This window comes from Streptomyces sp. NPDC029296, assembly GCF_055569255.1.
In genome coordinates this window covers 40180-59795 of sequence record NZ_JBVHXT010000009.1, presented here as the reverse complement: position 1 = coordinate 59795, position 19616 = coordinate 40180, and the positions used below count along the sequence as shown (strand labels likewise).

The following is a 19616-nucleotide window of genomic DNA, read 5'->3' as shown; positions in this document are numbered from 1 at the left end:
CCCGCGCGGTCCTGGGACGGGGGCACATTCAGGTATTCCGGGACGCAAGAAGGCGGAAGGGCAGCCGCGGATGCAAGGCACGATCGACGGATTCAGCTACGGAGCCGTCACCCCGTTGGTGGCCTATCTGATGGCCTGCCTCGGTGGTGCCCTCGGCCTGCGCTGCACCACACGGTCCCTGCTGGTCACACACTCCCGGCGCCCCGCCTGGCTGGCCCTCGGCTCGGCGGCGATCGGCTCCGGTATCTGGACCATGCACTTCGTCGCCATGATGGGCTTCTCCATCAAGGAGGCGCCGCTCCACTACGACAAGCCGATCACCTACGCGAGCCTCGGCCTCGCCATCGTCATGGTCGGCGTGGGGATCTTCATCGTCGGCTATTGGGGCGCCACCGGCACCCCGCTGTTCACCGGCGGCACGATCACCGGCCTCGGCGTCGCCTCGATGCACTACCTCGGCATGGCGGGCGTCCGCTTCCACGGGCGGTTCACCTACAACACGCTCACCGTCGCGATCTCCGTCGTCATAGCGGTCGTCGCCGCCACCGCCGCCCTGTGGGCCGCCGGGCAGGTGCGGGGCTTCATGTGGAGCGTGGGCGCCAGCCTCGTCATGGGGCTCGCGGTCAGCGGCATGCACTACACCGGGATGGCGGCCCTCGGCGTCCACCTCGACGGTGCCTCCCACCCCGCGGGGTCCGGGTCCGCGGCGTCCGCGCTCGCACCGATGCTGATCGGCCCGCTCGCCTTCCTGCTCATCGCGGGCGTCGTCGTGGTCTTCGACCCGCTGATGGTCGTGGGCGGCCCCGACTGGACGCCCGTCGAGCACAAACCGGGCGTACCGGCCGCCGCCGTCGCCTCCCACGAGGCCGGCCACCCCGCCCCGCACCAGGCGCACCGCCCGGTCCACCGGACCGGGCACCACCGCACCCGCACCCCGCAGAACCGCTGACCGGGACCGGTTGTCAGTGCGGGGTCGTACGGTGGATGACATGCGGCCCGTTTCCCACATCGAACGCACGGTGGCGCCCTTCGAGGTCGTCAGCCCCTACCAGCCCAACGGCGACCAGCCGACGGCCATCGCCGACCTGGCCCGGCGCATCCGGGCCGGGGAGAAGGACGTCGTCCTGCTGGGCGCGACCGGCACCGGCAAGTCCGCCACCACGGCGTGGATGATCGAGAAGCTCCAGCGCCCCACCCTCGTGATGGCGCCGAACAAGACCCTGGCCGCCCAGCTCGCCAACGAGTTCCGCGAGCTGCTGCCGAACAACGCGGTCGAGTACTTCGTGTCGTACTACGACTACTACCAGCCCGAGGCGTACGTCCCCCAGTCGGACACCTACATCGAGAAGGACTCCTCGATCAACGAGGAGGTCGAGCGGCTGCGCCACTCGGCCACCAACTCGCTGCTCACCCGTCGCGACGTCGTCGTGGTCGCCTCGGTCTCCTGCATCTACGGCCTCGGTACGCCGCAGGAGTACGTGGACCGCATGGTCCCGCTCAGGGTCGGTGACGAGATCGACCGGGACGAGCTGCTGCGCCGCTTCGTGGACATCCAGTACGCGCGCAACGACATGGCGTTCACCCGCGGCACCTTCCGGGTCCGCGGCGACACCATCGAGATCTTCCCGGTCTACGAGGAGCTGGCCGTCCGCATCGAGATGTTCGGTGACGAGATCGAGGCGCTGTCCACGCTCCACCCGATCACCGGCGAGATCATCAGCGACGACCGGCAGCTCTACGTCTTCCCCGCCTCCCACTACGTCGCCGGCCCCGAACGCATGGAGCGGGCCGTCAACGACATCGAGAAGGAGCTGGGGGAGCGCCTCGGCGAGCTGGAGAAGCAGGGCAAGCTCCTGGAGGCCCAGCGGCTGCGCATGCGCACCACGTACGACATCGAGATGCTCCGCCAGATCGGCACCTGCTCCGGCGTGGAGAACTACTCGATGCACTTCGACGGCCGTGCCCCCGGCTCCCCGCCCAACACCCTGCTGGACTACTTCCCGGACGACTTCCTGCTCGTCATCGACGAGTCGCACGTCACCGTCCCGCAGATCGGCGCGATGTACGAGGGCGACGCCTCCCGCAAGCGGACCCTGGTCGACCACGGCTTCCGCCTGCCCTCCGCCCTGGACAACCGCCCCCTGAAGTGGGAGGAGTTCCAGGAGCGCATCGGGCAGACCGTCTACCTGTCGGCCACCCCCGGTGCCTACGAGCTGTCCCGCTCGGACGGCGTCGTGGAGCAGATCATCCGCCCGACCGGCCTGGTCGACCCGGAGGTCGTGGTCAAGCCCACCGAGGGCCAGATCGACGACCTGGTGCACGAGATCCGCAAGCGCACCGAGAAGGACGAGCGGGTCCTCGTCACCACGCTGACCAAGAAGATGGCCGAGGACCTCACCGACTACTTCCTGGAACTCGGCATCCAGGTGCGCTATCTGCACAGTGACGTCGACACCCTGCGCCGCATCGAGCTGCTGCGCGAGCTGCGCGCCGGTGAGTACGACGTGCTGGTCGGCATCAACCTCCTCCGCGAGGGCCTCGACCTGCCCGAGGTGTCGCTGGTGGCGATCCTGGACGCCGACAAAGAGGGCTTCCTGCGCTCCGGCACCTCGCTGATCCAGACCATCGGCCGTGCGGCGCGCAACGTCTCCGGCCAGGTCCACATGTACGCCGACAAGATCACCCCGGCGATGGAGAAGGCCATCGACGAGACCAACCGGCGCCGGGAGAAGCAGGTCGCCTACAACAAGGCCCACGGCATCGATCCGCAGCCGCTGCGCAAGAAGATCAACGACATCGTCGCGCAGATCGCCCGCGAGGAGGTCGACACCGAACAGCTCCTCGGTTCCGGCTACCGCAACACGAAGGACGGCAAGGGCGCGAAGGCCCCGGTTCCGTCGCTCGGCGACAAGGCGGCCAAGGGCGCCAAGGCCGCGAAGGGCGCCAAGGGCAGGGCGGTGCCCACCGACCGCCCGGCGGCCGAGCTGGCCGGGCAGATCGAGGAGATGACCGAGCGGATGCGTGCCGCCGCCGCGGAGCTGCAGTTCGAGGTCGCGGCCCGGCTGCGCGACGAGGTCTCCGAGATGAAGAAGGAGCTGCGGCAGATGCGGGAGGCCGGCCTCGCCTGAGCCCTCACCACCGCCGACCTCGGCATTTGTGTGCCAAGTGTTGCAACACCGACACAAAGCGCGAGCCGGGGTCGGCGCTGCCGGCAGTGCCTGCGTAGGGTTCTGGACAACCGCGTCGCGCGACGGCTCGGCGCGGCAGCAGGGGACTGTCGAGAGGGGATTCAGCCGTGTCGGTCAACTTGTCCAAGGGTCAGGCCATCAGCCTGGAGAAGAACGACGGGGCCTTGCTGAGCGCGGTCCGCATGGGGCTCGGCTGGCAGGCGGCCAAGCGGCGCGGCCTGTTCGGCTCCCGCACCCGCGAGATCGACCTGGACGCCTCGGCGGTCCTCTTCGCCGGCCAGGAGCCGCAGGACGTCGTCTTCTTCCGCCACCTGGTGAGTGACGACGGTTCGGTGCGCCACACCGGTGACAACCTCGTCGGCGGCGCTGGCCAGGGCGGCGACGACGAGGCGATCCTGGTGGACCTCCAGCGTGTCCCGGCCCGCATCGACCAGATCGTCTTCACGGTGAACTCCTTCACCGGCCAGACCTTCCAGGAGGTGCAGAACGCGTTCTGCCGCCTCGTGGACGAGACCAACGGCCAGGAACTCGCCCGCTACACCCTGGCCGGCGGCGGCGACCACACCGCCCAGATCATGGCCAAGGTGCACCGCGCGGGATCCGGCTGGACGATGACCGCCCTCGGTGCCCCGGCCGACGGCCGCACCTTCCAGGACCTGCTGCCGGCGATCCGCACGCACCTCTGAGCACGGCGGCCGGCGAAGCCCGCGAAGCCTGCCCATCGGGACCGATGTCAAGCACTGGTAAAGCCACTCTGACCTGCTTACTTGGAACATATTTTACTTATCCCTTTACTGTTCCTTGGTGATTGGGGTACTGTCTTCCGTACGGAGGGGAGTACTCCCTTGCTGCGGCGTACCCGTCAATACGGACCGGTTCGAGTCCCGGGGCGCCGGCCCTTCGCGGGCGGAAGAGACCTCCGGCAGCGACAACGCTGATGTGTTTGCCGTCACGCAATGCCGGAGGTGCAGTGGAAGTCTCCATGGGCCTGTGGGTCCTCACCATCGTGGGTCTCGCCGCTCTGATCGCGGTCGACTTCTTCATCGGTCGAAAGCCGCATGAGGTGTCGGTCAAGGAAGCGGGTGTCTGGACGGTCGTCTGGATCACCCTGGCCGGCCTCTTCGGTCTCGGCCTCCTCGTCTTCGGCGGCGGACAGCCGGCCGGCGAGTTCTTCGCCGGCTTCATCACCGAGAAGTCGCTGAGCGTCGACAACCTCTTCGTCTTCGTCCTGATCATGGCGAAGTTCTCGGTGCCCGCCCGGTACCAGCAGCGCGTCCTGCTCGTCGGCGTCCTCATAGCCCTGGTCCTGCGGGCCGTCTTCATCGCCGCCGGTGCCGCGATCATCACCAGCTTCTCCTGGGTGTTCTACCTCTTCGGCGCCTTCCTGATCTGGACCGCCTGGAAGCTCATCCAGGAGGCCCGCGCGGAGGAGCACGACGAGGAGTACGAGGAGAACAAGCTCCTGAAGGCCGTGGAGCGCAGGTTCGGCGTGGCCGACCGGTACCACGACACCAAGCTGTGGATCCGGCAGAACGGCAAGCGCGTCATGACGCCGATGCTGGTCGTGATGCTGGCCATCGGCACCACGGACGTGCTGTTCGCCCTGGACTCCATCCCCGCGATCTTCGGCCTGACCCAGGACCCGTACATCGTCTTCACCGCCAACGCCTTCGCCCTGATGGGTCTGCGCCAGCTCTACTTCCTCATCGGCGGACTGCTCAAGAAGCTGGTCCACCTGTCGTACGGGCTGTCGGTCATCCTCGGCTTCATCGGCGTCAAGCTGGTGCTGCACGCCCTGCACGAGTCCGGCGTCCACGTCCCCGAGATCAGCATCCCGGTCTCGCTCGGTGTGATCTGCGTGGTCCTCGCCGTCACCACGGTCACCAGCCTCCTCGCCACCAGGAAGCAGGCGGCGCACACCGACGACGAGGAGTCCCGGAAGGACCGCGTCGACGTGTGACGGCGCCGTCGTCCCCCTGACGGGCCCGGTCCCACCGGCACCGGACCCCGCACCGGAAAGGACGAGAAGGACCGAAAAGGACGGAATGCGAATCCTGTACGCCTCTGCGACCATCGCCGCATGATCACTCGGCTCCGGTCGCTCACCCGTCAATGGACGATCCTCGTGCCGGTGCTCGCGGTCGTCCTGCTGGCCCTCACCTGGGGACGGGGCCTGCCCGGCCCCGTCGTCGCCCTGGTGACCGTGGTCCTCGCCGGTTCCGTCCTGGCGGCGGTGCACCACGCCGAGGTGGTCGCCCACCGGGTCGGCGAGCCCTTCGGCTCCCTGGTGCTCGCCATCGCCGTCACGATCATCGAGGTCGCTCTGATCGTCACCCTCATGGCCGACGGCGGCGACAAGAGTTCGACGCTGGCCCGGGACACCGTCTTCGCCGCGGTGATGATCACCTGCAACGGCATCGTCGGAATCAGTCTGCTCGTCGCCTCCCTGCGACACGGCACGGCGCTCTTCAACCCCGAGGGCACCGGCGCGGCCCTGGCGACCGTGGCGACGCTGGCCACGCTCAGCCTGGTGCTGCCGACCTTCACCACCAGCAAGCCCGGGCCCGAGTTCTCCACCGTCCAGCTGACCTTCGCCGCGCTGTCGTCACTGATCCTCTACGGCCTGTTCGTGACCACCCAGACCGTGCGGCACCGTGACTACTTCCTGCCCGTCACCCGGCAGGGCGTGGCCGTCAGCGGCGACGACCACGCGTCGCCCCCGTCCGCGCGCACCGCCTGGTTCAGCCTGGGCCTGCTCGGCCTGGCCCTGGTGGGCGTGGTCGGCCTGGCCAAGGGCGTCTCGCCCACGATCGAGTCGGGCGTGGCGGCGGCCGGGCTGCCGCACGCGGTGGTCGGCGTGATCATCGCCCTGCTCGTCCTGCTGCCCGAGACGATCGCCGCGCTGCGCGCCGCCCGCCGGGACCGGGTGCAGACCAGCCTCAACCTCGCGCTCGGCTCCGCGATGGCCAGCATCGGCCTGACCATCCCGGCCGTGGCCCTGGCCTCCGTCTGGCTGTCCGGGCCGCTCGTCCTCGGCCTCGGCCCGACCCACATGCTGATGCTCGCCCTGACCGTGGTGGTCAGCTCCCTGACCGTGGTGCCCGGCCGGGCCACCCCGCTCCAGGGCGGCGTCCACCTGGTGCTCTTCGCGGCGTACCTGGAGCTTGCGATCAACCCCTAGCCGGCGGCCCGTGTGCGGCGCGTCCGGTCAGCCCGTCACCGGTTCCACCGCCGCCACGGGCACCGGACGCGTCTCCGGCAGCAGCGCGAAGCACACCAGGCTGATCAGTGCCATCCCCGTCAGATACGCGCCCACGCCCCACGGCACCGGTCCACCCCGCTCCGCGAGCGCCGTGGCCACGATCGGGGTGAGGGCGCCGCCGAGGACCCCGCCGAGGTTGTAGCCCACGGCGGCGCCCGTGCAGCGCACCCGCGGCTCGTACAGCTCCGGCAGATAGGCGGCGATCACCGCGAACGCGGTGACGAAGGAGAGCAGGGCGCCCAGGATGCCGAGGAACATCAGTACCGGCTCGCCGGTCGCCAGCAGCGCGACCATCGGGAGCATCCACAGCGCGGAGGTCGCGCACCCCGTCAGGCACATCGGCCGGCGTCCGAACCGGTCGGCGACCAGTGCTACGAGCGGCACCAGCGCGCCCTGCACGAGCACCGCGCCCATCACGCACGTCAGCATGACCGTACGGCTCACGCCGAGCCGTTCCGTCGCATAGGACAGCGACCAGGTCGTCACCGCGTAGAACACCGCGTAACCCACCGCGAGCGCCCCGGCCGTCAGCAGCACCAGCCGCCCGTGCTGCCGGACGACCTCGAAGAACGGCACGCGCGCGTGATCGTCGATCTCCAGGAAGCGGGGGCTCTCCGCGAGGGACGAGCGCAGCCACAGACCGGCCAGCGCCAGCGCCCCGGCCGCCCAGAACGGCACGCGCCAGCCCCAGCGCGCGAACTCCGCGTCGGACAGCGCCGCCGACAGCGCGAGCACCACTCCGTTGGCCAGCCCGAACCCGAGCGCCGGGCCCACCTGCGGGAAGCTCGACCACAGGGCGCGCCGTCCGGCCGGGGCGTGCTCGGCGGTCAGCAGCACCGCCCCGCCCCACTCCCCGCCGAGCCCGAGCCCCTGCAGGAAGCGCAGCACGAGCAGGAGGACGGGCGCGGCGACGCCGATCGTGCCGTAGGACGGCACACAGCCGACCGCGACCGTGGCGAAGCCGGTCAGCAGCAGCGAGCCGACGAGCACCGGCCGCCGGCCGCGCCGGTCCCCGAGGTGCCCGAACAGCACCGAGCCGAGCGGCCTGGCGACGAACCCCACCCCGAACGTCCCGAAGGCCGCCAGCGTGCCCGCCAGGGGCGAGAACGTCGGGAAGAACAGCGGCCCGAGCACCAGGGCCGCCGCCGTGCCGTAGACGAAGAAGTCGTAGAACTCGATTGCCGTCCCGGCGAGCGAGGCGGCGGCGAGCCGCGGCATGGACGGCCTGTTGACAGCCTGTACATCACGCATGACGGGTCAACTACCCACTGTGATCACGAGTTACGGGGGCGTGCGGAAGTGATCACGGGACCCGTGGTGCGCGCCGTGGAGACCGGCGCGCACGGCCGGCCGCCCGCCCGGACCGGCGTGATAGACCGGTGTGACGAGCAGCGGCCGCAGACGCGCCGCCACCGACGGACCGGAGGAACCGTGCCCCGCACCCTGGCCAACGCCCCGATCATGATCCTCAACGGGCCCAACCTGAACCTGCTCGGCCAGCGCCAGCCCGAGATCTACGGCAAGGAGACACTGGCCGACGTGGAGGCGTTGTGCGCCAAGGCGGCGGCCGCGTACGGCGGCACGGTGGACGTCCGGCAGTCCAACCACGAGGGCCGGCTGGTCGACTGGATCCACGAGGCCCGGCTCGGCCACTGCGGGATCGTCATCAACCCCGGCGCCTACTCGCACACATCGGTCGCCATCCTGGACGCGCTCAGCACCTGCGACGGCATGCCCGTGCTGGAGGTGCACATCTCCAACATCCACCAGCGCGAGCCGTTCCGGCACCACTCCTACGTCTCGCAGCGCGCCGACGGCGTCATCGCCGGCTGCGGGGTGCAGGGCTACGTGTTCGGCGTGGAGCGCGTCGCGGCGCTGCTCGGGGCGGCGCACGCGGACGCGTGACCCGCGCGCGGGACCACAGCCGCCAGTGGCCGCCGAGCGGATCGCCGCCGACGGCGTGACCCCGCGCGCGGGACTACAGCCGGCCCGCCTCCACGATCCGGCGCAAAAAGCGCCGGGTGCGCTCGTGACGCGGCTCGCCGAAGACCTGCTCGGCGCCGCCGCGCTCCAGCACCACCCCGCCGTCCAGGAAGCACACCTGGTCGGCGACGTCCCGCGCGAACCCCATCTCGTGCGTCGCCAGCACCATGGTCATGCCCTGCTCCTTCAGCCCGCGGACGACGTCCAGCACCTCGCCCACCAGTTCCGGGTCGAGCGCGGCCGTGATCTCGTCCAGCAGCAACAGCCGGGGCCGCACCGCGAGGGCCCGCACGATCGCCACCCGCTGCTGCTGGCCGCCGCTGAGCCGGTCCGGGTAGGCATCCGCCTTCCCGGCCAGCCCCAGGCGCTCCAGCAGCTCCCTGGCCCGCTCCTCGGCCTCCGCGCGGGCCACCCCGTGCACCCGGCGCGGCGCGAGGGTGATGTTGTCGAGCACGCTCATGTGCGGAAACAGGTTGTACGCCTGGAAGACGACCCCGATCCGGCGCCGTACCGCGTCCTGGTCCACCCGCGGGTCGGTGATCTCCTCGCCGTCCAGCCAGATCGCGCCGTCGTCGATCTCCTCCAGGAGGTTGGCACAGCGCAGCAGCGTCGACTTGCCCGAGCCGGAGGCGCCGATCAGCGCGGTCACCGTGTGCGGCGCGACCTCGAGATCGATGTCCCGCAGGACGACCGAGCCGCCGAAGGTCTTGCGGACCGACTCCATCCGCAGGACGGGCGCGTCGCCGGCGGACGTGCTCTCCATGCTCACAGCGTTCCTCCCCGGGTGCTCACAGGGACCCTCCCTGCGCACGCCGCCGGTCGGTCCGGGCCGTCACCCAGTCGGTGAACCGGGTCATCGGAATGGTCAGCGCGACGAACGCCAGCCCCGCGACGATGTAGGGCGTGTAGTTCAGACTGCGGCCCACGATGATGTCGGCCGCCCGTACGGCGTCCACCGCGCCGCCGATGGAGACCAGGCCGGTGTCCTTCTGCAGCGAGACCAGGTCGTTGAGCAGCGGCGGCACCTGGCGGCGCACCGCCTGCGGGAGGACGACGTGGCGCAGGGCCTGCCGGTTGGTCAGCCCCAGCGAGCGGGCCGCCGCGCGCTGCGAGGGGTGGACGGACTCGATGCCGGCCCGGAACACCTCCGCCACGTACGCGGAGTAGGTCAGCGTCAGCGCCGTGCCGCCGAGCAGCACCGGGTCGACCGTCACCCCCTGCAGCCGCAGCGCCGGCACGCCCAGGACGACGATCATCAGGTTGATGATCAGCGGCAGGCCGCGGAAGAAGTCGGTGTACGCCGCCGCCAGCACCCGCAGCGGGAAGAACACCGGGCCGCGCAGGGTCCGCGCGATGGCGATCAGCATGCCGAGGACCAGGACGGCGACGCCGCAGACCAGCAGCAGCCGGAGGTTCAGCCACAGCCCTTCGAGGATCTTCGGGAACGCCTCGCGCGCGTAGTGCGCGCTGAAGAACGTCTCCTTGGTGCGCGGCCAGCCGGGGGCGCCGACGACGACCAGGTAGAGCAGCGCGGCCGTGACCAGGGTCGACAGGGCCGCGATCGCCGTGGCGCGGCGGGCCCGCGCTCGTCGGTGGCGTTCCCGCGCCAGGCGCCGTTCGGAGGGCACGTAGCCGTCGTCGTGGGGGCCGCCGGCGGTCCGGTCACCGGCGTCGTCCGTCCCCTCCCGGGCCGGCTCGCCCTTGACGACCGTCACTTGAGCACCGGGGCGTCGACGGCGTCGGAGAGCCACCGCTGCTCGATCCGGGCCAGCGTGCCGTCCTCGCGCAGGGCGTCGACGGCGGCGGTGACGCACGAGGTCAGCGCGCTGCCCTTGTCCAGGACGAGCCCGAACCGCTCGGGCGTGCCGCCCTGGTGCGCGAACTGGCCGACGATCCTCGCGTTCGTGACCTCGGCCGCGGTGATGTAGAACGCCGTCGGCAGGTCGGTCACGATGGCGTCCACCTGACCGTTCTTCAGCGCGGACTTGGCCTGGTCGTTCTTGCCGAAGACGGCCGGCTGCCGAGTCGGTTTCACCAGGTCGGTGATGTAGTCGAGGCTCGTGGTGCCCACCTGGGCGCCCAGCTTGAGCCTCCGCAGGTCGGCGATGCTCGTCGCCCCCGCCGCCTTGCCGCCCTTCAGGGCGATGACGGCCTGCCGCACGTCGTAGTAACCGGAGGAGAAGTCCACGGCCTTCTTGCGCTCGTCGCTGATCGACACCTGGTTGATGTCGAAGTCGAAGCTCTTCACCCCCGGCGCGAACGCCTTGTTGAACGGCACGCTCTGCCACACGACCGCGCTCTTGCCGTAGCCGAGCCGCTCGGCCACGGCATAGGCGACCGCCGACTCGAAACCCTTGCCGCCGGCGGGCTTGCCGTCCTTGAACCAGGGTTCGTACGCCGGTTCGTCCGTCGCGATGGTCAGCTTCCCGGACGTCTTCGTGGCGAGCCCGCCCTTGGCGCAGCTCTTCGCGGCCGGCCCGGACGGGGCGGCGGACGCCTTCTCCTCGGGCTGCGGCGCACAGCCGACAGCGGTGGCGAGCAGGGCAACGGTGGCGGCGACGACCGCGCTGCGCAGGGTACGAGGGGCAGGATGCATGGCGGGAGAGTGGCAGCGAACGCCGCATCTGTCCAGGTCACAGCGGTAGTTGCCCGCATAGTGGGAACGGGTGTTGCGGCTGTGTGAACGGGCGCCCGCGTCCCACGCGCGCGTGGGCGATGCCTGGGCCGCCGGCCGAGGGCGGTGGGTTGGAGACCGGCGGCCCTGCCCCTCAGGCGCTGTCGTCCTGCGCGGGCTGCTACCAGTTGACTGCGCGGAGCCGTTTTCCGGGAGTGCGCACGGGGGCTCGGCACGTGCGAACGCGTCACAGGGGGCGCGTACGGGGGTGGTGCGCGCCGGGAGCGGGCGTGGTGCGAGGTGTGCGCCCGGCGCGTGTACGGCCTGTGCGCCGGAGCGCGGGTGCCTCCGGCGACGTGGTCGTCCGCGGTGCCTGTCAGCGCGCGGGCGGCGCTGGCGCGGCGCCGTGCGGGCCGGCCGCGCGGCGCCCGCCCCCGCTCACCACCCGCGCGCGTGCCACTCCGGCAGATGCGGCCGCTCCGCGCCCAGCGTCGTGTCGTTGCCGTGCCCCGGGTAGACCCACGTCTCGTCCGCCAGCACGTCGAAGAGCTTCGTCTCCACGTCGTGGATCAGGCTGGCGAACGCCTTCGGGTCCTTGTGCGTGTTGCCGACGCCGCCGGGGAAGAGGCAGTCGCCGGTGAAGACGTGCGGGTGGCCGTGCGGGTCGTCGTAGACCAGCGCGATCGAACCGGGCGTGTGCCCGACCAGATGGCGCGCGGTCAGCTCCACCCGGCCCACCGTGATCACGTCGCCGTCGTCGACGAGGACGTCGGTGGGCACGGGGATGCCGGCGGCGTCGTCGCGCCCGGCGTACGTACGCGCGCCCGTGGCCGCGACGACCTCGGCGAGGGCCTGCCAGTGATCACCGTGCCGGTGGGTGGTGACGACGGACGCGATGCCGTCGTCACCGATCATGCCGAGGAGCGTCGGCGCCTCGTTGGCGGCGTCGATCAGGAGCTGCTCGTCGGTGGCCCGGCAGCGCAGCAGGTAGGCGTTGTTGTCCATCGGGCCGACCGCGATCTTGGTGATCATCAGGTCTTTCAGCTCGTGCACATCCGCCGGTCCGCCGACCTTGACCTCTCCGGTGTACGTCATGTCGGCAGCCTATAGCGGGACGGCCCCCGCGCACGCCCGCCCGGGACGGGCCGGCGCACGCCCGCCCGGGACGGGTCCGCGACGGCCGTGGCCCGCGGGCCGGGGCCCGGAGCGGGGCAGCCTTCGGCGGCCCCCCCGCGGACCGGTGCCTAGAGCGGAGGCAGCTTCAGCAGCTCCCCGCCGTCCACCTCCAGCGCCGCGCCGTCGCGCCGGCCGGCGAGCCAGCCCAGCAGGTCCGCCGGCCGGCCGGTGACCGTGATCCCGGGCACGCCGGCCTCGCGTCCGGTGGTCCACGCGCGCGTGCCGTCCGTGAGGCGGGTCGCCGGGACGTCCGGGTTCCCGGAGAACCGGTCCGCGAGGAAGCCGGTCTCCCGCTCCAGGAACTCGGCCGGCAGATCCTCCAGCTCGTACCCGGTCCCGAGGTCCACGTGGTGCAGCTCCACCTCCGCCCACCGGCGCAGCGGCACCCGCGAAGCGGAGTCGGTGACCCCGTTGCGCAGCTCGACCGTGCGCGTCCAGTCCGCGGGCGCGGCCCCGGCGTCCTGGAAGCGGGCCGCGCTCTCCCGGACGTCGGCGACCTGCACGTCCAGCGGTCGCGGGGCGCCCCGCTCGATGTCGGTGTCCCGCGCCTCGGCGCTCGCGTACATGGGACGGCCCTGAAGGACGTTCACGAGCGCGTCCGCGTTCCGGGCGAGGTGGGCGAGGACGTGCCCGCGGCTCCAGCCCGGAAGCCGTGACGGCTCGGCGAGCGCGGCGTTGTCCAGTGCGGCGAGCGCGGTGAGCAGCCGATCGGTCGCCTCACGTACACAGGCCAGGTCATGAGCGTGATCCATCATGGCGCCGACCCTAGCCCGGCCACACGTTCGGGTGAAGGTGACCAACCTCGCCCGCAAATCGAATGTGCGTGCTATATCGTCGGTGGCGGCGTCGGGCATGCTTGATGGCCGGGGATTGTTATGCAACCGGGCAATCCGACCGACGTTGTCAGTGGCTCCCCCTAGTCTGAAGAAGCACGGGGGCCCCGCCCCTGTCACTTCCCCCAAGAAAGGTGCGGACCGGCGTGGCCGACCGTCTCATCGTCCGTGGCGCGCGCGAGCACAATCTCAAGAATGTCTCGCTCGACCTGCCTCGTGACTCGCTCATCGTCTTCACGGGCCTGTCCGGGTCGGGCAAGTCCTCCCTGGCCTTCGACACGATCTTCGCGGAGGGCCAGCGTCGTTACGTGGAGTCGCTCTCCTCGTACGCACGGCAGTTCCTCGGGCAGATGGACAAGCCCGACGTCGACTTCATCGAGGGGCTCTCCCCGGCCGTCTCCATCGACCAGAAGTCCACTTCGCGCAACCCCCGCTCGACGGTCGGCACCATCACCGAGGTCTACGACTATCTGCGTCTGCTCTTCGCGCGCATCGGCAAGCCGCACTGCCCCGAGTGCGGCCGCCCGATCTCCCGCCAGTCGCCGCAGGCCATCGTGGACAAGGTCCTGGAGCTGCCCGAGGGGAGCCGCTTCCAGGTGCTCTCCCCGCTGGTGCGCGAGCGCAAGGGCGAGTTCGTCGACCTCTTCGCCGACCTGCAGACCAAGGGCTACTCCCGGGCGCGGGTGGACGGCCAGACCGTCCAGCTGTCCGAACCGCCGGTCCTGAAGAAGCAGGAGAAGCACACCATCGAGGTGGTCGTGGACCGCCTCACGGTGAAGGACTCCGCCAAGCGGCGCCTCACCGACTCCGTGGAGACGGCCCTCGGCCTGTCCGGCGGCATGGTCGTGCTCGACTTCGTGGACCTCCCCGAGGACGACCCCGAGCGCGAGCGCATGTACTCGGAGCACCTGTACTGCCCGTACGACGACCTGTCCTTCGAGGAACTGGAGCCCCGCTCCTTCTCCTTCAACTCGCCCTTCGGCGCCTGCCCCGAGTGCACCGGCATCGGCACGCGCATGGAGGTCGACCCCGAGCTGATCGTCCCGGACCCGGACAAGTCCCTGGACGAGGGCGCCATCCACCCCTGGTCGCACGGCCACACCAAGGACTACTTCGGCCGTCTGATCGGCGCCCTCGCGGACGCCCTCGGCTTCCGTACGGACATCCCCTTCGCGGGCCTGCCGCAGCGCGCCAAGAAGGCCCTGCTCCACGGCCACAAGACCCAGATCGAGGTGCGCTACCGCAACCGGTACGGCCGGGAGCGGGTCTACACCACCCCGTTCGAGGGCGCGCTGCCCTTCGTCAAGCGCCGGCACAGCGAGGCCGAGAGCGACGCCAGCCGCGAGCGTTTCGAGGGCTACATGCGCGAGGTGCCCTGTCCCTCCTGCGAGGGCACGCGCCTGAAGCCGATCGTCCTCGCGGTCACGATCATGGGCAAGTCGATCGCCGAGGTCTCCGCGATGTCGATCAGCGACTGCGCGGACTTCCTGGGCGAACTGAAGCTGAGCGCCCGCGACAAGAAGATCGCCGAGCGGGTCCTGAAGGAGGTCAACGAGCGGCTGCGCTTCCTGGTCGACGTCGGCCTGGACTACCTCTCGCTCAACCGCGCGGCCGGCACCCTCTCCGGCGGCGAGGCCCAGCGCATCCGCCTGGCCACCCAGATCGGCTCCGGCCTCGTAGGCGTCTTGTACGTCCTGGACGAGCCGTCCATCGGCCTGCACCAGCGGGACAACCACCGGCTGATCGAGACCCTGGTCCGGCTGCGTGACATGGGCAACACGCTCATCGTCGTGGAGCACGACGAGGACACGATCAAGGTCGCCGACTGGATCGTGGACATCGGCCCCGGCGCCGGCGAGCACGGCGGCAAGGTGGTGCACAGCGGCTCCGTGAAGGAACTGCTCGACAACGCCGAGTCGCAGACCGGCGCGTACCTCTCGGGCCGCAAGGCGATCCCGCTCCCGGACGTGCGCCGCCCGCGCGACCTGTCGCGGCAGCTCACCGTGCACGGCGCCCGCGAGAACAACCTGCGGGACATCGACGTGTCCTTCCCGCTGGGCGTGTTCACGGCCGTCACCGGCGTCTCCGGCTCCGGCAAGTCCACGCTGGTCAACGACATCCTGTACACGCACCTGGCCCGCGAGCTGAACGGCGCCCGGACCGTCCCCGGACGGCACACCCGCGTCGACGGCGACGACCTGGTCGACAAGGTGGTGCACGTCGACCAGTCGCCGATCGGCCGGACCCCGCGGTCCAACCCGGCGACGTACACCGGCGTATTCGACCACATCCGCAAGCTGTTCGCCGAGACCACCGAGGCGAAGGTCCGGGGTTACCTGCCCGGCCGCTTCTCCTTCAACGTCAAGGGCGGCCGCTGCGAGAACTGCGCGGGCGACGGCACGATCAAGATCGAGATGAACTTCCTCCCGGACGTCTACGTCCCGTGCGAGGTCTGCCACGGTGCCCGGTACAACCGGGAGACCCTGGAGGTCCACTACAAGGGCAAGTCCATCGCCGAGGTCCTGAACATGCCGATCGAGGAGGCCATGCACTTCTTCGAGGCGGTCCCGGCGATCTCCCGCCACCTGAGGACGCTGAACGACGTCGGTCTCGGCTACGTCCGCCTCGGCCAGTCCGCCACCACCCTCTCCGGTGGCGAGGCGCAGCGCGTCAAGCTCGCCAGCGAACTGCAGAAGCGATCCACCGGGCGCACGGTCTACGTCCTGGACGAGCCGACCACCGGTCTGCACTTCGAGGACATCAGCAAGCTGCTCAAGGTCCTCGGCGGACTGGTCGACAAGGGCAACACGGTCATCGTCATCGAGCACAACCTCGACGTGATCAAGACCGCCGACTGGATCGTGGACATGGGCCCCGAGGGCGGCGCCGGAGGCGGCCTGGTGGTCGCCGAGGGCACGCCGGAGGAGGTCGCCGGGGTCCCGGCGAGCCACACGGGCAAGTTCCTGCGGGAGATCCTCGGAGCCGACCGCGTCAGCGACGCCCAGCAGGTCAAGGCGCAGCGCGGTGGAACGACGCGGAAGACGGCCGCGGCCAAGGCCCCGGCCAGGAAGACGGTGACGGCCAAGGCCGACGGCACCCCCGCCAAGACCAGGGCCAACAGCGCCACGGCCAAGAAGGCCGCGGCCACGAAGAAGGCGACGCCCGCGAAGAAGACCACGCGGACCCGCAGTTCCTGACACGGGCGGCTCCCAGGACGGTCGGCCCGGCCCGGCCGCCCTGACGTCTCGTCACATAATCGGCGCCCCGCGGGAACTTCCCGCGGGGCGCCGCTCGTTCCACCATCACCCGGCCCCGGCCCGGCGATCCGGCTCCCCGTGCACCGCGAGCGCGGTCGTGCCTTCCCGGCAACACGGGGAGCGACAGCCGCTCACAGCGCGGCGGGGTCACCCAGCTCCGCCGCGTACGGCGGCTCGGCCCCGGCCCGCGAGCAGGTGATCGCCGCCGCCCGCGCCGCGAAGCGCAGCAGCCGCGTCCAGCCCTCCGTCCCGAGGGCGGCGAGCGCCTCGGCGGACAGCGCGTCCCGTTCCGCCAGCCCGTGCAGCAAGGCCGCGTTCACCGTGTCACCGGCGCCGATGGTGTCCACGACGTCGACCTTCTCGCCCGGCACGGAAAGCTCCCCGCCGTCCCGGGTGAACACGGTCAGACCGTCGCCGCCCCGCGTGATCACCACGGCCGCCGGTCCCGCGGCCAGCCACTCGCGCGGGGTGCCGCCCAGCCATTCCGCGTCCTCCGCGGACAGCTTCAGCAGCGTCACCGAGGGCAGCCAGCCGCGAAAGCGCTCCCGGTAGGCGTCCGCGTCCGGGATCAGCCCCGCCCGGACATTGGGGTCGAGCGCGGTGAACAGCCCCTGAGCGGCGGCGGCCCGCATCAGCTCCTCGTAGGCGCTCGCGCCCGGTTCCAGGACGAGCGAGCAGGTGCCGAAGGACACCGCGCGCGTACCGGCGGGGAGTGCGGCGGGTGCGGTGAACAGACGGTCGGCGGTGCCGTCGACGTAGAAGGAGTACGCGGCCGAGCCGCCGGCGCCGACCGTGGCCACGGCGAGGGTCGTCGGCTCCGGGCCCCGCTGGACGCGCGACACGTCGACCCCGGCCCGCCGCAGCCCGTCGAGCAGGGCCTCGCCGAAGGCGTCGGACGACGTCCGGGAGCAGAAGGCGGTGGGGGAGCCGAGCCTGCCGAGGGCCACGGCGGTGTTGTACGGACCGCCGCCGAGCGCCGGCTTCAGGTCCGCGAGGGCACCCGGGCCCTGCGGCACCAGGTCGATCAGTGCCTCACCGGCGACGACGATCACGAGGCGGTTCCCTTCTCGGACGGCGGGGACGACGCGGTGCGTCCGGCGGCTTCGGCGCGGCCCGGCTCCTGCGGGCACCGCGGGGGCGTGCGGTGGACGAACCCTCACCGCGCGGGCCCACCGTTCCTCGCCGGTCCGGCCACCCGGCCCTCGGCCGTCTTCCGGCCGGGACGCTATCCCATGACCCGGCCCGGCGTAAACGCTCACCTGGGCGAGCGCGTCCCCGGCCCCCCGCCCCCGGGCCGGTCCCTCTGTCCCGGTATCGTCGCTCCGCACACCCCTTGACCAGTGGAGTCCAGATGCCCGCCCGCTCCTTTGCGAGCCGTCGTACCGTCCTTCGAGGGGCCGCAGCGGCCCCGGTCGCCGGGCTCGGCCTGGCCGCGTGCTCCTCGGACCAAGGCGGTGCGGCCTCGTCCGCCGCCACCGAGTCCGTCGACCTCGGCAAGGAGAGCGAGGTCGCGAAGGGCGGGGCGAAGCTCTACCGGGATCACAACGTGGTGGTCAGCCGCGACAAGGACGGCGGCCTCAAGGCGTACAGCACGATCTGCACACACGCGGGATGCCCCATCAACAAGCTGGAGGGGACGACCCTGATCTGCCCCTGCCATGGCAGCCGGTTCGACGCAGTGACGGGCGAAGTCGTCCAGGCACCGGCCACCCAGCCGCTGAGCGAGCTGGCGGTGAAGGCCGCCGACGGCAGGATCGTCGCAGGCCCGGCGGACTGACCGGAGAACGGCCGGGGCCGGTCGGCGCGGCCCCGGGCCGACACCCCAAGCCTCGCGCGCCTCTCAGGCTCACGCGCCTCCCGCACCCCCCGGCGCCTCCCGCGCCTCCGCACCCCCCGCGCCGGCACGTGCGCCCCGTCGTCGTACGGCGCTCGCCCCGGGCCGGCGGCGCGAGCGGTGGTGAACCACTCACTCCCAGTCCCAGGCGATCCCCAGGATGCCCGGCCGGATCCTCGGCTCGACCAGATGCGCGCTGTGATGGGGACCGCACACGGGCAGCTCCTGCCGGCCGGTGCGCGGGGCCGCCGCCGAGTGCTGGGAGAAGCGGTGGCAGCGCACCGGCAGTGCCGCCGCGTCGAAGCGCACCTGGAGCGCGTACTGGCCGCCGGGGGAGCCGCACCGGTGCAGATACTCACGGCACTCCCCGGCCGTGCCGTCCTCCACGGCGTACCGGAAGAGGAAGGTGTCACCCGGACGCAGCCGGGTGCCGAAGAGCAGCTCGGCCACGAGGACGCCGCTGTCCCGGTCCCAGCGCAGGCGGCCGGTGCGGCAGTTCTCCAGGGCGCGCACGGTGACACGCCGGGGATCGCAGCCCGGGTCGCCGTGATGGACGGCGACGAAGCGGTCGACGCCGTCGCGGTGGGCGCGCACGATGTGGTGGGCCTCGCGGCTCGCCAGTTCGCGCCGGGCGCCGATCCGGACGCATTCGTGGTGGCTCAGGGTGCGCAGTCCGCCGTCCGGGGACCAGCCCAGGCCGGTGGTGAGCCGGTCCAGGACGTCCGAGGCCTCGACCAGGGAGCGGTAGGAGCGGCCCGCCGGGCGGTCGTCGCATCCGTGCCCGCCGGGCTCGGCGAGCAGCCGGATCAGCGACTCGTCCGGCAGCCGGAGGATCTCCTCCAGCGCCCGTACGGCCCGCAGCGACTCCGGGCGCTGCGGGCGCCGGGCACCCTGCTGCCAGTAACTCAGGCTGGTGACGCCCACCTTGACCCCGTGGCGCGACAGATGGTGCTGCACCCGCTGGAGCGGCAGTCCGCGTGCGGCGATCGCGGCGCGCAGCGCCACGTGGAAGGGGCCGCCCCGCAGGACCGTGGCCAGTTCCGCGGCGGGGACGTCCGCGTGCTCTGTGGCATGCCGCATGCCGAGGGGCCTCTCTGTGCGTGTCACTACGGCTGGTCACACCGCCTGCGCGGGTGTGCGGGGCCGCCCTCCGCGGGCGTGGCGGACAACCCGTGGCCGGGCACGCCGCGCCCGCACACACGGGTGCACGGCCCCGATTCCCCCGCATTGAAGCGTGTTGACCATGGCCCGACAACACCTCGACCCGGCCGTTCCGGACGACTGGCCGGACCTCACCCTCGCGCGGAGAGGGGAGCGGACCGGCGGGAGCCGGGAACGTGCCGAGATGAGCCCTCGTCCCGGCCCCCGCGGAGGACGGCGCGGCGGCCGGCGGACGCCGGGACCCCGGCACCCCGCATGGCCGGATCCCGACCGCCGCACACAGGCCCGTGGCCGTGCCACGCCGGCCC

The 19616-nt window shown here is 71.5% G+C and carries 16 protein-coding genes; 8 read left to right on the top strand and 8 right to left on the bottom strand.

What is annotated here, in order from left to right; all coding sequences use genetic code 11:
- Window positions 1-70 precede the first annotated feature (70 nt).
- The 5 genes from ACZ4W9_RS10095 (at window position 71) to ACZ4W9_RS10075 (ending at window position 6369) form a co-directional block, all read left to right on the top strand.
- The gene (locus ACZ4W9_RS10095; RefSeq protein ID WP_467934516.1) at window positions 71-949 is read left to right on the top strand and encodes an MHYT domain-containing protein; all 879 of its coding nucleotides are present in this window, start codon (window positions 71-73) and stop codon (window positions 947-949) included.
- 40 nt (window positions 950-989) lie between these two features.
- Window positions 990-3128, top strand: coding sequence for an excinuclease ABC subunit UvrB (uvrB, locus tag ACZ4W9_RS10090; protein ID WP_467934514.1), 2139 nt, complete (start codon window positions 990-992; stop codon window positions 3126-3128).
- A 167-nt stretch (window positions 3129-3295) separates the two neighbouring features.
- A complete protein-coding gene (locus ACZ4W9_RS10085) occupies window positions 3296-3874 on the top strand; it encodes a TerD family protein (RefSeq protein WP_467934513.1) in 579 nt (192 codons plus the stop codon).
- A gap of 284 nt (window positions 3875-4158) precedes the next feature.
- On the top strand, window positions 4159-5148 hold the full coding sequence (locus ACZ4W9_RS10080; protein WP_467934512.1) for a TerC family protein: 990 nt from the start codon (window positions 4159-4161) through the stop codon (window positions 5146-5148).
- Window positions 5149-5268: 120 nt separating this feature from the next.
- On the top strand, window positions 5269-6369 hold the full coding sequence (locus ACZ4W9_RS10075) for a calcium:cation antiporter (protein WP_467934510.1): 1101 nt from the start codon (window positions 5269-5271) through the stop codon (window positions 6367-6369).
- A gap of 27 nt (window positions 6370-6396) precedes the next feature.
- On the opposite strand, the gene ACZ4W9_RS10070 is transcribed toward ACZ4W9_RS10075, so the two are convergent.
- Window positions 6397-7668 carry an MFS transporter gene (locus ACZ4W9_RS10070; protein ID WP_467934693.1) on the bottom strand — a complete coding sequence of 424 codons (1272 nt, stop codon included), beginning with the start codon at window positions 7666-7668 and terminating at the stop codon, window positions 6397-6399.
- A gap of 213 nt (window positions 7669-7881) precedes the next feature.
- Between ACZ4W9_RS10070 and aroQ the strand changes: the two genes are divergently transcribed.
- Window positions 7882-8355, top strand: coding sequence for a type II 3-dehydroquinate dehydratase (gene aroQ, locus ACZ4W9_RS10065; RefSeq protein WP_467934509.1), 474 nt, complete (start codon window positions 7882-7884; stop codon window positions 8353-8355).
- Between the two features lie 73 nt (window positions 8356-8428).
- Here the strand turns inward: aroQ and ACZ4W9_RS10060 are convergent, their stop codons facing one another.
- The 5 genes from ACZ4W9_RS10060 to ACZ4W9_RS10040 form a co-directional block, all read right to left on the bottom strand.
- Window positions 8429-9196 carry an amino acid ABC transporter ATP-binding protein gene (locus tag ACZ4W9_RS10060; protein ID WP_467934508.1) on the bottom strand — a complete coding sequence of 256 codons (768 nt, stop codon included), beginning with the start codon at window positions 9194-9196 and terminating at the stop codon, window positions 8429-8431.
- 25 nt (window positions 9197-9221) lie between these two features.
- Window positions 9222-10148, bottom strand: coding sequence for an amino acid ABC transporter permease (locus ACZ4W9_RS10055; RefSeq protein WP_467934506.1), 927 nt, complete (start codon window positions 10146-10148; stop codon window positions 9222-9224).
- Window positions 10145-11029: an ABC transporter substrate-binding protein gene (locus ACZ4W9_RS10050; protein WP_467934505.1), complete on the bottom strand. Its 885-nt coding sequence runs from the start codon at window positions 11027-11029 to the stop codon at window positions 10145-10147. The genes ACZ4W9_RS10055 and ACZ4W9_RS10050 overlap by 4 nt, the downstream gene beginning before the upstream one ends.
- A 456-nt stretch (window positions 11030-11485) precedes the next feature.
- Window positions 11486-12142 (bottom strand): MBL fold metallo-hydrolase, encoded by a 657-nt coding sequence (locus tag ACZ4W9_RS10045; RefSeq protein ID WP_467934504.1) that lies wholly within the window; start codon window positions 12140-12142, stop codon window positions 11486-11488.
- A 149-nt stretch (window positions 12143-12291) separates the two neighbouring features.
- Window positions 12292-12978, bottom strand: a complete 687-nt coding sequence (locus ACZ4W9_RS10040) for a maleylpyruvate isomerase family mycothiol-dependent enzyme (protein WP_467934502.1) — start codon at window positions 12976-12978, stop codon at window positions 12292-12294.
- Window positions 12979-13202: 224 nt separating this feature from the next.
- Between ACZ4W9_RS10040 and uvrA the strand changes: the two genes are divergently transcribed.
- Window positions 13203-16253 (top strand): excinuclease ABC subunit UvrA, encoded by a 3051-nt coding sequence (gene uvrA, locus ACZ4W9_RS10035; RefSeq protein ID WP_467934501.1) that lies wholly within the window; start codon window positions 13203-13205, stop codon window positions 16251-16253.
- A 191-nt stretch (window positions 16254-16444) separates the two neighbouring features.
- Here the strand turns inward: uvrA and ACZ4W9_RS10030 are convergent, their stop codons facing one another.
- The gene (locus ACZ4W9_RS10030; RefSeq protein ID WP_467934500.1) at window positions 16445-17365 is read right to left on the bottom strand and encodes a carbohydrate kinase family protein; all 921 of its coding nucleotides are present in this window, start codon (window positions 17363-17365) and stop codon (window positions 16445-16447) included.
- Between the two features lie 299 nt (window positions 17366-17664).
- Here ACZ4W9_RS10030 and ACZ4W9_RS10025 point away from each other — a divergent pair, with 299 nt between their 5' ends.
- Window positions 17665-18090, top strand: a complete 426-nt coding sequence (locus tag ACZ4W9_RS10025) for a Rieske (2Fe-2S) protein (protein WP_467934498.1) — start codon at window positions 17665-17667, stop codon at window positions 18088-18090.
- 189 nt (window positions 18091-18279) lie between these two features.
- Here the strand turns inward: ACZ4W9_RS10025 and ACZ4W9_RS10020 are convergent, their stop codons facing one another.
- Window positions 18280-19227 carry a hypothetical protein gene (locus ACZ4W9_RS10020; protein WP_467934497.1) on the bottom strand — a complete coding sequence of 316 codons (948 nt, stop codon included), beginning with the start codon at window positions 19225-19227 and terminating at the stop codon, window positions 18280-18282.
- Window positions 19228-19616: the final 389 nt, after the last annotated feature.